At 69.5% G+C, this 13,198-nt stretch carries 12 protein-coding genes and 1 pseudogene; 9 read left to right on the top strand and 4 right to left on the bottom strand.

Going from position 1 to position 13,198, the window contains the following annotated elements:
• The 3 genes and pseudogenes from HV798_RS27470 to HV798_RS27480 all read right to left on the bottom strand — a co-directional run.
• Positions 1–306 (bottom strand): annotated as a pseudogene (locus HV798_RS27470) (hypothetical protein); the annotation flags it as partial.
• Positions 307–559: 253 nt separating this feature from the next.
• A complete protein-coding gene (locus tag HV798_RS27475; protein WP_175193892.1) occupies positions 560–1,777 on the bottom strand; it encodes an MFS transporter in 1,218 nt (405 codons plus the stop codon).
• A gap of 104 nt (positions 1,778–1,881) precedes the next feature.
• On the bottom strand, positions 1,882–2,463 hold the full coding sequence (locus tag HV798_RS27480) for a TetR/AcrR family transcriptional regulator (RefSeq protein ID WP_175193891.1): 582 nt from the start codon (positions 2,461–2,463) through the stop codon (positions 1,882–1,884).
• A 336-nt stretch (positions 2,464–2,799) separates the two neighbouring features.
• On the opposite strand from HV798_RS27480, the gene HV798_RS27485 reads away from it, so the two are divergent.
• Complete coding sequence (locus tag HV798_RS27485; protein WP_246289237.1) at positions 2,800–4,365, top strand: ABC transporter substrate-binding protein; 1,566 nt, start codon at positions 2,800–2,802, stop codon at positions 4,363–4,365.
• A gap of 57 nt (positions 4,366–4,422) precedes the next feature.
• Here HV798_RS27485 and HV798_RS27490 read toward each other — a convergent pair whose 3' ends face one another.
• The gene (locus HV798_RS27490; RefSeq protein ID WP_175193890.1) at positions 4,423–5,340 is read right to left on the bottom strand and encodes a LysR family transcriptional regulator; all 918 of its coding nucleotides are present in this window, start codon (positions 5,338–5,340) and stop codon (positions 4,423–4,425) included.
• Positions 5,341–5,455: 115 nt separating this feature from the next.
• On the opposite strand from HV798_RS27490, the gene HV798_RS27495 reads away from it, so the two are divergent.
• The 8 genes from HV798_RS27495 to HV798_RS27530 are packed head-to-tail and all read left to right on the top strand — an operon-like array spanning position 5,456 to position 13,172.
• Positions 5,456–6,583: an NAD(P)/FAD-dependent oxidoreductase gene (locus tag HV798_RS27495; RefSeq protein ID WP_175193889.1), complete on the top strand. Its 1,128-nt coding sequence runs from the start codon at positions 5,456–5,458 to the stop codon at positions 6,581–6,583.
• Positions 6,564–6,860, top strand: a complete 297-nt coding sequence (locus HV798_RS27500) for a (2Fe-2S)-binding protein (RefSeq protein ID WP_025139070.1) — start codon at positions 6,564–6,566, stop codon at positions 6,858–6,860. Before HV798_RS27495 ends, HV798_RS27500 begins: the two co-directional genes overlap by 20 nt.
• Positions 6,857–8,257 carry an NAD(P)/FAD-dependent oxidoreductase gene (locus HV798_RS27505; RefSeq protein ID WP_175193888.1) on the top strand — a complete coding sequence of 467 codons (1,401 nt, stop codon included), beginning with the start codon at positions 6,857–6,859 and terminating at the stop codon, positions 8,255–8,257. Before HV798_RS27500 ends, HV798_RS27505 begins: the two co-directional genes overlap by 4 nt.
• Positions 8,254–9,393, top strand: coding sequence for an NAD(P)/FAD-dependent oxidoreductase (locus HV798_RS27510; RefSeq protein WP_175193887.1), 1,140 nt, complete (start codon positions 8,254–8,256; stop codon positions 9,391–9,393). The genes HV798_RS27505 and HV798_RS27510 overlap by 4 nt, the downstream gene beginning before the upstream one ends.
• A complete protein-coding gene (locus HV798_RS27515) occupies positions 9,390–10,331 on the top strand; it encodes an ABC transporter permease (RefSeq protein WP_175193886.1) in 942 nt (313 codons plus the stop codon). The genes HV798_RS27510 and HV798_RS27515 overlap by 4 nt, the downstream gene beginning before the upstream one ends.
• Positions 10,328–11,200: an ABC transporter permease gene (locus HV798_RS27520; RefSeq protein WP_025139066.1), complete on the top strand. Its 873-nt coding sequence runs from the start codon at positions 10,328–10,330 to the stop codon at positions 11,198–11,200. The genes HV798_RS27515 and HV798_RS27520 overlap by 4 nt, the downstream gene beginning before the upstream one ends.
• Positions 11,197–12,192 (top strand): ABC transporter ATP-binding protein, encoded by a 996-nt coding sequence (locus tag HV798_RS27525; RefSeq protein WP_175193885.1) that lies wholly within the window; start codon positions 11,197–11,199, stop codon positions 12,190–12,192. Before HV798_RS27520 ends, HV798_RS27525 begins: the two co-directional genes overlap by 4 nt.
• Positions 12,189–13,172, top strand: a complete 984-nt coding sequence (locus HV798_RS27530) for an ABC transporter ATP-binding protein (RefSeq protein WP_175193884.1) — start codon at positions 12,189–12,191, stop codon at positions 13,170–13,172. Before HV798_RS27525 ends, HV798_RS27530 begins: the two co-directional genes overlap by 4 nt.
• Positions 13,173–13,198: the final 26 nt, after the last annotated feature.

Genomic DNA, 13,198 nt, shown 5'->3' on the forward strand with positions numbered 1-13,198 from the left:
CTGGCCCGTGCCGCCGGGGGCGCCACCGCCGCCGGTGCCGCCGGCTCCGCCCGCGCCGCCGCTGCCACCCACTCCCGTGGTCAGGCTGACGTCGCCGCCGCCGCCACCCGTGCCGCCGATGCTGTTGGCTTCATCGGCAAGGGTGCCGTCCGAGCCATTGGGGTTGGTGGCGGTGCCGCCTGTGCCGCCGACGCAGGTGCCGGTCGCCACCGAGCAGGCGCCATTGCCGCCTGCGGCGCGCGCGGGGCCTGCGGGCCACGCAAACAGCACCGACGCGCCAATGGCCATGGCCAGGGCGGTGTGCAAGAAGGGGGGAGGGGAAATGATCGCGGCGCTGCCTCGGTCAGGGGCGTCTGCCGGTTGCCGGGCCGGGGCCGACAAAGAAGAAAAGGGGGCGTGCGCGCTGCGGTTTCTATTCATTCTGCTACTTCTCCAGGATGGACTTGATCGCTATCTTTCGCTTGCGGGAAAAATCCTACCCGCAGGTAGCGTGTCTGTCCAACAGCTGGATGTCAGCAAAGGCGCGGTTGTGGTTACTTATTCGCGCGAGCCCCCAACATCAAGCCCGATGGCCCGCCCGAAAGCCGTGCGTGCGCGCCTGCCACGCGGCCAGCAGCGCCAGGGCGGCCACCGCGGCGACTGTCCAGGCGAACGACCCCGCACCCGCCGTATCCAGCAATATCCCGCCCAGCACGCCGCCGCAGGCAATCGCCAGGTTGAAGATGGTGACCAGCATCGACTGGGCCACATCCGAGTGCTCGCCAGCGGTATCGGCGATGGCGGTCTGCAGCAGGGTGGGCGCGCCGCCGAAGCTCAGGCCCCACAACGCCACGCCGATCAGCACCGCCACGGGCTGGTCGCCGGCCAATCCCAGCAGGCACGCGGTCAGGGCGAACAGCGCCAGGGACGCCAGCGTCATGGCGCGCAGCCGGCGATCCACCTGCAGGCCGATCAGCCACAGCCCCGCGACGGCGCTGGCGCCGAACACCAGCAGCACCGCATCCACCTGCACTGGCTGGCCGTGGTGGGCCAGGTAGGGCGCGATATACGTATAGAGCACGTTGTGTGCCAGGATCCAGGTGAACAGCACGAACAGAATGGGGCGAATGCCGGGCATGAGAAAGGTGCGCGCGATGGACTGGCGCCGGCGCGCGGCCTGGCCGGCGAAATCAGGCACGGCCGCGCGTACCCACACCACCAGCGCCAGCGACACGCCGGCCATGATCCAGAACACGCCGCGCCAGTCCATCAGGCTGCCCAGCCAGGCGCCCGCGGGCACGCCCAGGCAAAGCGCCAGGGGCTGACCGGCGCCCACCACGGCAAGCGCCCGGCCCTGTTGGCGGGGCGGCACCAGGCGGCGGGCATAGCCGGCCAACAGGCCCCACAGGAGGCCCGCGGCCATGCCGCCGATGAAGCGGGCGGCCAGCGTCAACACGTAGTGGCTGGACAGCGCAGTGACGACGTTGAAGAGGCACAGGCAGGCCAGCGCCAGCAGCAGCAAGGGCCGGCGGTTCCAGCTGCGGGTGGCGGCAATGATGGGAATGGCCGTCAGCACCGAGCCGGCGGCAAACAGGGTGACCAGTTGCCCGGCAAGGGATTCCGAGACACCCAGGCCCTGGCCGATCTGCGGCAGCAGGCCGGCGGGCACGGTCTCGGTCATGATGGTGATGAAGCCGGCCAGCGCCATGGCCAGCAGTTTGCCCAGCGGCAGGCTTTCAGGGGTGTCGGGCAGGCTGGCGCCGGCGGGCAGCGCGGAGGAGGAAGAGGGGGGTGTCATGGTTCGCGGGGATTGAAACACAGGGTTAAATTGGAACGATCATTCCAATATGGGGTAAAAAAATGCGGGCGCCACAGGGCGACCGCGGGGGTTGAGAACGGGCCCTACAGCGCGCCCAGCGCCACCGCCACGACGTCCGCCAGCCACTGGCGGCGTTCGCGGGCGTTGTTGCCCTTGCTGACCACGCGCAGGCCCTGGATGGTGGTGACGATGAAGCGGGCCAGCGCGCGCGGCGACTTGCCGGCATCGATCTCGCCGGTGGCTTGCGCGTCGGCCAGGATTTTCTCCAGCGCTTTTTCCAGGCGCTGGAAATTGCGCCGCACCAGTTCGGCCACGGCTTCGTCCTGGCCGGCCATTTCCAGCGAGGCGTTGGCTACCAGGCAGCCGCGCCGGGTGGCTTCGCGCAGTTCGTCGTCGGCAATGAAATCGAGCAGGCGGCCGATGCGTTCGCGCGCCGTGCCGGGCCGGGCCAGCAGTTCGAGGTTGGCGATCGTCAGGTCGTGATAGCGGCGCAGGGCGGCCTCGTACAGGCCTTGCTTGCTGCCGAAAGCGTTGTACAGGCTGCCGCGGCCCAGACCGGTGCCGTCGACCAGATCCTGCACCGACGTGGCGGCGTAGCCGCGTTGCCAGAACACCTGCATGGCGGCGTCGGCGACGTCGTCGGGTTCGAAATCCTTGGTGCGCATGGCGGCCTTTGTGGAATGTTCGTTCAAATAAGAATACGGGCAGCAAGACGCCGGGTCAAGCGAGACCCTGTGCCGGGCAGGGGCTTGCCGGTGCGGCCATGGCCTCGGTGTTTTCCCTGAATTTGCCGCTTTTCTGCGTATCAGTACTAACCACTAGGTGCGCCCGCCGCCCGTGGGGAGGCCCCGCAGGCAAGCGCCATCGTATAACCCTGGGGAATAGGATATGTAGATATAGGACTTTGACGCCATGGGCTTGCCGCTTCTAGTCTGCCAGCACGCTGTACCTCTGACTGCAGACCACGACAAGCCGCCACCGTGCGGCGCACAAGGGAAGTCATGAAACGTCCTGCCTCTTTCGTCTTCGCCGCCGCGATGTTCGCGGCCTGTAGCGCCGGCCTGACCGCGCCCGCCCATGCCCAGGATCGCCCGCTGCTGCGCATCAGTTCGGGCGCCGCCGACAACGCCTCGCTGGACCCGCACCGCGCCACGTCCACGGCCGACAAGGGCGTGGCCGCGCAGATGTTCGACGCGCTGGTGCGCTTTCCGGCCGGCAGCGCCGACCCCAAGGCGCTGGAACCTGACCTGGCCGAACGCTGGGAAGCCTCGCCGGACAGCAAGACCTGGACGTTCCACCTGCGCCACGGCGTGCAGTTTCACGCCGGCTATGGCGAACTGAAGGCCGACGACGTGGTGTATTCGATCCAGCGCGCCGCCGACCCCAACCGCTCCAGCTTCGCCGCCACGTTCGCGCTGATCGACAAAGTCGAGGCGCTGGACGACTACACCGTGCGCTTCACGTTGAAGTATCCGGACGCCGCGTTCCTGGGCCGCGTGTCGAACTATCACGGCGGCAATATCGTCAGCAAGAAAGCCGCCGAAAAGCTGGGCGACAAGTTCGGCGCCTCGCCCGTGGGCACCGGGCCGTTCGCCTTTGGCGAACACGTCACGCAGCAATACGTGAAGCTGGTCGCCAATGATGCGTACTTTCGCGGCAAGCCCAAACTGGGCGGCATCATGTACCGCATGATCCCGTCGGACAGCGCGCGCGAACTGGCCTTCACGTCCAACGAGATCGACATCATGCAGGGCAAGCGCGAACAGCGCTGGGTCGAACGCTCGGCCAAGCGCGGCATGCAGGTCGACATCTTCGAACCCGCGGAATTTCGCACGCTGCACATCAACCGCAACATCAAGCCGCTGGACAACCTGAAGGTGCGCCAGGCCATTGCCGCCGCCATCAACGTCGACGAGATCGTGCGCTACGCCGGCAAGGACGTGGCCGAGAAGGGCTGCTCGGTGGTGCCCAACGGCTACCTGGGCCAGGACTGCGGCGCGGGCGGCTATGCCTACGACCCGGACCGCGCCCGCAAGCTGCTGGCCGAGGCGGGCTTTCCGAACGGCATCGAGATCAAGTCGATCGTGTCGAACATCTCGGCGCAGCAGCCCATCATGGAAATCGTGCAGGCGCAGCTGGCCAAGGCCGGCATCAAGCTCAACATGGAAGTGGTGGATCACGCCACCTACCAGGCCAAGAGCCGCCAGGACCTGAGCGGCCTGGTGTTCTACGGCGCGGCGCGCTTTCCCAACGCCGACACCTACCTGACCGAGTTCTACGACTCGGCCGCCGCCATCGGCGCGCCGGCCGCGATGTCGAATTTCTCGCACTGCTCGGTGGCCGATGACGCCATCCGCCAGGCCCGTGTCGAACCCGACGCCGCGCGCCAGCTGGCGCTGTGGAAAGAGGCCCAGGCCAAGATTCACGACGACGTTTGTGCGGTGCCGCTGTTCGGGCTCAAGCAGGTCTGGGTGCACAGCGACCGGGTGAACTACGGCTATGCGCTGAAGGGCGCGCTGAACCTGCAGCCACCCATCACCGAGCTGACCACGGTGAAGGCGCCCTGATTGACGGCGCCCGGTGATGCGGCCCGGCCGCGCCACCGGGCGCAATCACGGCCCCGATCACTGGCCCTTCAACACTTCCCGGGAAACCTGCGCGGCCACGTCGCGGGCCGCCTGGACAAAGGTCTCGACCAACGCCGCGTTGCGCGATGCCTGCGCGCGGCACAGCTGGAAATGGAAATTCAATTCCGGATCGAACCGCCGCAGCACCAGGCGGCTTTGGAACCCTTCGGCGAACAGCGGATGAATCAACGACACTCCCAGGCCCGCGGCGACGAACTCGCACACCGTCGGCGCCGTGCTGGTATCGAGCACCACGTTCAGTCGGGCGTCCGACGCGGAAAAGGCCTGCAGGACCAGCGCCTGCGTCTGGCTGTCGGCGCCGAACGAGACGAACGGCAGGCCGTCCAGGTCGCGCGGCCGGATCACGCGCTTGCGCGTCAGCTCGTGGTTGACGGGCAGGGCGCACACCAGCGGAAAGCGGAACAGCGCCTCGCGTTCGATATACGGGTTGTCGACCCGGCTGCCCACCAGCGCCACGTCGATGTGGCGAGTCGCCAGCCAGTCGGCCAGGAACAGCGACCCGCGGATCTGGATCGACACCCGCACGTCGGGATGGCTTTCCAGGAACCGCATGGTGGCGCGGCGGATGAACGAGCCCGCCAGGGCCGGCAGCACGCCCACGGTCAACGTGCGCTGCTCGTCGCGGCGGATCGAATCCACCGCTTGCTCCACCTGCCGCAGGCCGCTGAAGACGCGGTCGATCTCCTGGTACAGGCGCATGCCTTGGGCGGTCAGCGCCAGCTTGCCGCGCACGCGATCGAACAGCGCCAGCCCGGTGTCGGCTTCCAGGTGCGACAGCAGCTTGCTCACCGCGGGCTGCGACACGCCCAGCACGACGGCGGCCTGGCTGACGGTGCCGTGTTCCACCACCGCCTTGAAGGCTTCGATCTGCCGCAGGTTCAGGGTCTCTTTCATGCCATAACCTTGCAGGGCTATCGCCCGGTTTCCAGCCGCGAAGGTTATAGCGTGGCTGGCGGCCGCGCAAGGATGGCCCGAGCAGACGCCACGCCCTTCACAAGGAACCCGCACCATGGCGCATGACTACGACGTGATCGTGGCTGGCGCCGGCATGGTCGGCGCGGCGGTGGCCTACGGCCTGGCCTGCGAGGGGCAGCGCGTGCTGCTGCTGGACGGCGCCGATACCGACTACCGCGCCGCCAAGGCCAACTTCGGCCTGGTCTGGCTGCAAGGCAAGGGCCACGGCTATCCCGCCTACCAGCGGCTGTCGCGCCAGGCCGTACACGCCTGGCCGGAATTCGCCCGCCAGCTGCAAGACGACAGCGGCATCGCGCTGGACTACGAGCAGCGCGGCGGCCTGCATTTCTGCATGAGCGACGATGACCTGGCCCATCGCGCCGCCCGCCTGGACGCCTGGCGCGGGCAGGCGCCGGAACTGCCGCCCTGTACCCGCATACTGGACCGCGCCGAGTTGCGGCGCCGCTTTCCCACGCTGCAACTGGGCGACGCGGTGGCCGGCGCCAGCCTGGGCGAGCAGGACGGCCACGTCAATCCGCTGCGCCTGCTGGCCGCGCTGCAAGCCGCGTTCCTGCGGCGCGGCGGCCAATTGCGCAACCGCCACGCGGTCACCGCCATCACCCATGCTGCCGGCGGCGGCGTGCAGGTCAGCGCCGCCGCCTTGCAGGCCCGCGCGCCGCGCCTGGTCATTGCTGCCGGCCTCGGTTCCGCCGCGCTGGGCGCGATGGTCGGGCTGGACGTGCCGCTGCGGCCGCAACGCGGCCAGATCCTGGTCACCGAACGCCTGGCGCCCTTGCTGCCGGTGCCCGCCAGCGGCATGCGCCAGACCGGCGAGGGCACTGTCATGGTGGGCCTGACGCAGGAAGAAGTCGGCTACGACCTGGGCACGACGTCGGCGGCCGCCGCGCGCATGAGCCGCAACGCCCTGCGCATCCTGCCGGGCCTGGCCGCCGCGCGGCTGGTGCGGCACTGGTCGTGCCTGCGGATCATGACGCCCGACGGCGGCCCGGTCTACGCGCAATCTCCCACCCACGATGGCGTGTCCATCGCGCTTTGCCATTCCGGCGTGACGCTGGCCTCGTTCCACGCCGGGCCGTACGCCCGTGCGCTGGCCGGCGGCGCGCCCCTTGAAACCCTGGATGCCTTTCACCATGAGCGCTTCAATGTTCAGAAAGTTGCCTGAGTCCGGCGCGCCCGCGCTGACGCTCACCATCGACGGCGAACCGGTCGCCGCTTCCCCTGGCGAGACCGTGGCCGCGGTGCTGCTGCGCCAGGAATCTCCCGCCAGCCGCACCACCCCCGTGCACGAAAGCCCGCGCGCCCCGTTCTGCATGATGGGCGTGTGCTTTGACTGCCTGGCCGTCGTCGACGGCGTGGCGTCCACCCAGACCTGCCTGGTCACCGTGCGTGAAGGCATGCAGGTGCAGCGCCAGTTCGGCAAGCGGAGCGTGCTGCCATGAAACGCGAATTCGATGTGGTGGTGATCGGCGCCGGCCCCGCGGGCATGAGCGCGGCCATCGGCCTGCGCGGCCAGGGCCTGTCGGTGCTGGTGGTGGACGAACAGCCCGCGCCGGGCGGCCAGATCTGGCGCGCCGTGGAAGCCGTGGCGGCCACGCCTACCGGCCGGCTGCTGGGCGATGAATACCGGGCCGGCGCAAGCCTGGCCGAGCGCTTTCGCCGCTGCGGCGCGTTCTACGAACCCGATACCCAGGTCTGGCAGATCGAGCCCGACTGGCACGTCTACATGACCTGCAAGGGCCGCGCCGAAGTGGTGCGGGCGACGCGCGTGGTGCTGGCGCTGGGCGCCCAGGAACGGCCTGCGCCGTTCCCCGGCTGGACCCTGCCCGGCGTGCTGACCGTGGGCGCCGCGCAGATCTTGCTCAAGACCTCGCGCCAGGTGCCGGCCGGCCCCGTCTGGGTGGCGGGCAGCGGCCCCTTGCCGCTCTTGTACATGGCGCAGCTGCTGCGTGCCGGCGGCCAGATCGCCGGCTGGCTGGACACCTCGCCGCCCGGCGGCTGGCGCCGCGCGCTGCCGTGGGCGGGCGACGCGCTGGCGGCGTGGGGCGACGTGCGCAAGGGCCTGGCCTGGCTGCGCGAGATCCGCGCGGCCGGCGTCAAGCGCGTGCGCGGGGTGACCACGCTGCGCGCGCTGGGCGAGAGGCAACTGCGCGAAATCGAATACGCCACGGCCGACGGCTGCACGGTGCGGGCGCCGGCCAGCGTGCTGCTGTCCCATGAAGGCGTGGTGCCGTCCATCCACATGACCCGCGCGCTCGAATGCACGCACAGCTGGAACTCTCAGCAGGCCTGCCTGGCACCGGACCTGGACGAATGGGGCCAGGCCAGCCGGCCCGGCATCTTTGTCGCGGGCGACGGCGCGGGCATCGGCGGCGCGCAGGCCGCCTGCGTGCGGGGCGAATTGGCGGCGCTGGGCATCGCGTTGCTCGCCGGCAAGCTGACGCCGCAGGCCGCGGCCGCTGCGGCGGCGCCCCTGCGCAGCAAGTTGGCCGGGCTGCTGCGGCTGCGTCCCATGCTGGACGCGCTGTATCCGCCCCGCGCCGGCATCTTCGCGCCGCCCGACGACACCATCGTCTGCCGCTGCGAGGAACTGACGGCGGGCGACATCCGCCGCGCCGCCGCCATCGGCCAGCCCGGTCCCAACCAGATCAAGTCCTACACCCGCGCCGGCATGGGCCCGTGCCAGGGCCGCCAGTGCGGCTACACCATCGCCCATATCGTGGCGGCCGAGCAGAAGCGGCCGGTGGCCGAGGTGGGCTTTTACCGCATACGCCCGCCGCTCAAGCCCCTGACGCTGGGCGAATTGGCGTCGCTGGACATCGAGGAAGAACAGGCATGAGCGCACGGCATTGCGATCTGATCGTGATCGGCGGCGGCCTGCATGGCCTGTCGGCGGCGCTGCACGTGGCGCGCGAAGGCAAACGCGTCATCGTCATCGAAAAACACTGGGTCGGCCGCCATGCGTCCGGCGCCACGGCCGCCGGGGTGCGCACGCTGAACCGCGACCTGGGCGAACTGGACCTGTCGCTGGAAGCTATGGACATGTGGCACGCCATGGCGTCGCTGGTGGGCGATGACTGCGGCTTTCACGCCAACGGCCAGATCTGCGTGGCCGAAACGCCCGCGGCGCTGGCCAAGCTGGAGGCGCGCGTGGCCGGCCTGCGCGCTGCCGGCTATACCCACGAAGAAATCATCGGCCCCGACGAGCTGCGGCGCCTGTTGCCCGAGCTGAGCCCGCACTGCCTGGGCGCGTCGATCGCGCGGCGCGACGGCGCGGCGGACCCGCACCGGGCGCTGCGGGCGTTCAGGCGCAGCGCCGAGGCGGCCGGGGTGACCATCATCGAACATTGCGGCGTGACCGGCCTGGAGCAGAAGGGCCAGGATTGGCAGGTGCAGACCGAGGCCGGCGTCTACACCGCGCCCTGCGTCATCAACGCCGCAGGCGCCTGGTCGGCGCGCGTCGCCGCAATGGCCGGCGACCAGATCCCGCTGTCAGCCAAGTCGTCGATGATGATGGTCAGCGAGCGGTTGCGGCCCTTCATCAAGCCGGTGGTGGCCATCATGGGCCGCTCGCTGTCGTTCAAGCAGTCCGACCAGGGCACCCTGGTCATCGGCGGCGGCCTGCAAGGCATTCCCGACCTGGACCGTGAGACGTCCACCGCGCGCATGCGCGTGCTGGCCAAGGGCGCGCACGCCGCCACCGACCTGTTCCCGGCGGTGCGCGACATCCGCATCGTGCGGGTCTGGGCGGGCCTGGAAGCCAAGACGGAAGACATGCTGCCCGTGGTGGGTGCGTCGCCCAACGCGCCCGGCGTGCTGCACGCCTTCGGCTTTTCGGGCCACGGTTTCGAACTGGTGCCGGTGGTGGGCGCCGCGCTGGCCGACCTGGCGCTGCGCGGGCAGACCGCCCGCGCCATCGGCAACCTGCAGGCGGCGCGCTTGATGCAGCCGCCCGCGAAGGAGCAAGCATCATGATGCGTTACGCCATCAAGCGGCTGCTGCTGGCCATCCCCACGCTGCTGGCGATGCTGACCGCGGTCTTCATCCTGGTGCGGCTGGTGCCGGGCGACCCGGCCGCCGTCATGCTGGGCGACCAGGCCAGCGCCGAGGCCCTGGCCGCGCTGCGCCTGCGGCTGGGCCTGGACCTGCCCACCTATGTGCAATACGGCCGCTTTCTGGGCGACATGCTGACGGGCAACTTCGGCGTGTCCATGGCCAGCGGCCGCACCGTGCTGCAAGAGGTGGCGCTGGTGCTGCCCTGGACTTTGCAGCTGACCGCCGCCGCCATCCTGATCGGCGTGGTCTTCGGCCTGCCGCTGGGCATCTGGGCCGCGCTGCGCCGCAACGCCTGGCCCGACTACCTGGGCCGCCTGCTGTCCCTGACGGGCCTGTCGTTTCCCGCTTTCGTCTCGGCCATCCTGATGCTGCTGGTGTTCGCCATCCAGCTGCGCTGGTTTCCGGTGATCGGCAGCGGCGGCTCGGGCGACTGGGTTTCGCAATTGCGCAACCTGGTGCTGCCGGCCTTCAACCTGGGGCTGATCATGATGGCGTACGTCATGCGCGTGACGCGCTCGTCGATGCTGGGCGTGATGGGCGAAGACTACGTCCGCACCGCTCGCGCCAAGGGCGTGCGGCCGGCGCGCCTGATCGTGCGCCACGGCCTGCGCAACGCGCTGATTCCCATCGTCACCGTGGTGGGCCTGTACTTCGGCACGCTGATCGGCAACTCGGTGCTGACCGAGATCGTGTTCAACCGCCCCGGCCTGGGCAAGCTGATCCTGGGCGCCCTGAACAGCCGCGACTACACGCTGCTGCAAGGGCTGATGGTGGTGTTCGCGTCCTGCGTGATTGTCGTCAACCTCTTGACCGACCTGGTGTACGGGCTGGTCGATCCCCGGGTGAAATACCAATGAGCGCCGTCGCCGCCGCATCCCCCGCCCGCCCCAACGCCTTGTGGCAGGCTCTGTCCCGCAACCGCCTGTCCTGGGTGGGCATCGGCCTGTTGCTGATCATCGTGCTGGCCGCCGTGCTGGCGCCCTGGCTGGCGCCGCACGACCCGTTGCAGCAGAACATCGCCTACCGCCTTGAACCGCCGTCGGCCGAATTCTGGCTGGGCACCGACAGCTATGGCCGCGACGTGCTGTCGCGCCTGATCTACGGTGCTCGCGTGTCGCTGCTGGTGGGCTTCGTGGCCATCCTGATCGCCATGTGCATCGGCTCGGCGCTGGGCATCCTGGCCGGCTACGTCGGCGGGCTGGTGGACCAGCTCATCATGGGTCTGGTCGACGTGCTGCTGTCTTTTCCCACGCTGCTGCTGGGCCTGATGGTGGCCGCGATGCTGGGCGCCAGCCTGGAAAACCTGATCATCGCCATCGCCATTACCGAGATCGCGCCCTTCGTGCGGGTGGCGCGGGCGCCCACCATCGCGCTCAAGCAGCGCGACTTCGTCGAGGCGGGCAGGGCGCTGGGCTACGGCCCGCTGCGCCTGATGGGCGTGCACATCCTGCCCAACATGGTGTCCGACGTGGTGGTGCTGGGCTCGCTGTGGATGGCATCGGCCATCCGTACCGAAGCCTCGCTCAGCTTCATCGGCCTGGGCGTGCCGCCACCGGCGGCCACCTGGGGCAGCATGATCCGCGAAGGCTTCGAGAACATCCTGGACGCCTGGTGGCTGACCGTGTTTCCCAGCGTCGCCATTCTCTTGACCGTGCTGGCGCTCAATCTGCTGGGCGACGCCCTGCGCGACGCCATTGACCCCAAGCTGCGTTCGGAGCGCTCATGACTGCAGAAGCCCCCGTTTTGGAACTGCGCGCGCTGCGCACGGAATTCCGTGCCGGCGGCGCCTGGCACGCGGCGGTGCGCGACGTGTCGCTGCAAGTGGGCCGCAACGAAACGCTGGCCGTGGTGGGCGAATCCGGCAGCGGCAAGAGCGTGACCGCGCTGTCGGTGCTGCGCCTCTTGCCCGGGGCCGGCGCCCGCCATGGCGGCGGCCAGGTGCTGCTGGACGGCCAGGACCTGACCGCCCTGTCCGAAAAGCAGATGAGCCGGCTGCGCGGCGAGGCCATCGCCATGATCTTCCAGGAACCGATGACGTCCCTGAACCCCACCATGACGGTGGGCGACCAGATCGCCGAGGCCATCCGGCTGCACCGCAAACTGTCGTGGAAAGAGGCGCGGCGGCTGGCGCTGGAGGTGCTGGAAGAGGTCAAGATTCCCGCCGCCGCGCGGCGCTTTGACGACTATCCGCACCAGTTCTCGGGCGGCATGCGCCAGCGCGTCATGATCGCGATGGCGCTGGCCTGCAAGCCGCGGGTGCTGCTGGCCGACGAACCCACTACGGCGCTGGACGTCACCATCCAGGCACAGATCCTGAACCTGCTGTCGGAACTGAAGGCGGCGCACGGCATGGCCGTGCTGTTCATCACCCACAACCTGGGCGTAGTGGCGCAGATCGCCGATCGCGTTGCGGTCATGTACGCGGGCGAAGTGGTCGAGACGGCCGACGTGCAGACGCTGTTTGCGCGGCCCACCCATCCCTACACCGAAGCGCTGTTGCGCGCCATGCCGCGCGTGGATGCCGACAGCCAGGTGCTGGAATCGATTCCGGGCGGCGTGCCGGCCATCACGGCGATGCCGGCCGGCTGCGCCTTCGCGCCGCGCTGCCGCCTCAAAGAGGCGCGCTGCGAGGCTCGAAGGCCGGATCTGACCGGCATCGGCCCGGGCCACCAGGTGCGCTGCGTGGTGCGCGCCGAACCGTACAAGGACAAGGCATGAGCGAGCTGTTGCAGGTGCGCAATCTGGTCAAGCGTTTCGAAAGCGGCGGCGGCTGGCTGGGCGGGCCGCGCCAGACCGTCCGGGCCGTCAACGACGTGTCGTTCAGCGTCGCGCGCGGCCAGTCGCTGGGGCTGGTGGGCGAATCGGGCTGCGGCAAGTCCACCGTGGCGCGCACGCTCTTGCGCCTGATCGAACCCGACGAAGGCAGCATCGTGTTCGACGGCCACGACATCCGCCAGGCCAGCGCATCGGCGCTGCGGGCGCTGCGCCAGCGCATCCAGATCGTGTTCCAGGACCCCTATGCGTCGCTCAACCCGCGCCGCACGGTGCGCCAGGCGCTGTCCGAACCCCTGCGCGTGCATCGCCGCGGCACGGCCGCGCAGATCGACGCCAAGGTCGAACAGACGATCCAGGAAGTGGGGCTGCCGCTGTCCGCGCTGGACCGCTATCCGCACGAATTTTCCGGCGGCCAGCGCCAGCGCATCGGCATCGCCCGCGCGCTGGTGCTGGACCCGGAACTGATCGTGGCCGATGAACCCGTGTCGGCGCTGGACGTGTCGGTGCAGGCGCAGATATTGCAATTGCTCGAGCGCCTGAAGCGCGACCGCGGCCTGTCGTTCGTGTTCGTCTCGCACGACCTGGGCGTGGTGCGGCATTTCTGCGATACGGTCTGCGTCATGTACCTGGGCCGCATCATCGAACGCGGTCCCACCGCGCAGGTGCTGGACCAGCCGCGGCATCCGTACAGCCGGGTGTTGCGCGATTCGTCGCCCGTGCCCGATCCGCAGGCGCGCATCCGGCTGGCCAAGATCGAAGGCGAGATTCCCGCGCCCACCCATCTGCCGCCGGGCTGCACCTTTCATCCGCGCTGCGCGCGGGCCCAGGCGGACTGCAAGCAGCGGGTGCCGGCGCTGGCGCAGGACGGCGATCGCGCCGCCGCCTGTTTCCATCCCTTGGCGCCGGGAGATACGGTGGTGTAGGGCAGGGCGCGTGCCGGCCCCCGCGT

The sequence above is a fragment of the Achromobacter deleyi genome (assembly GCF_902859705.1).
Classification (GTDB): Bacteria; Pseudomonadota; Gammaproteobacteria; order Burkholderiales; family Burkholderiaceae_B; genus Achromobacter; species Achromobacter deleyi.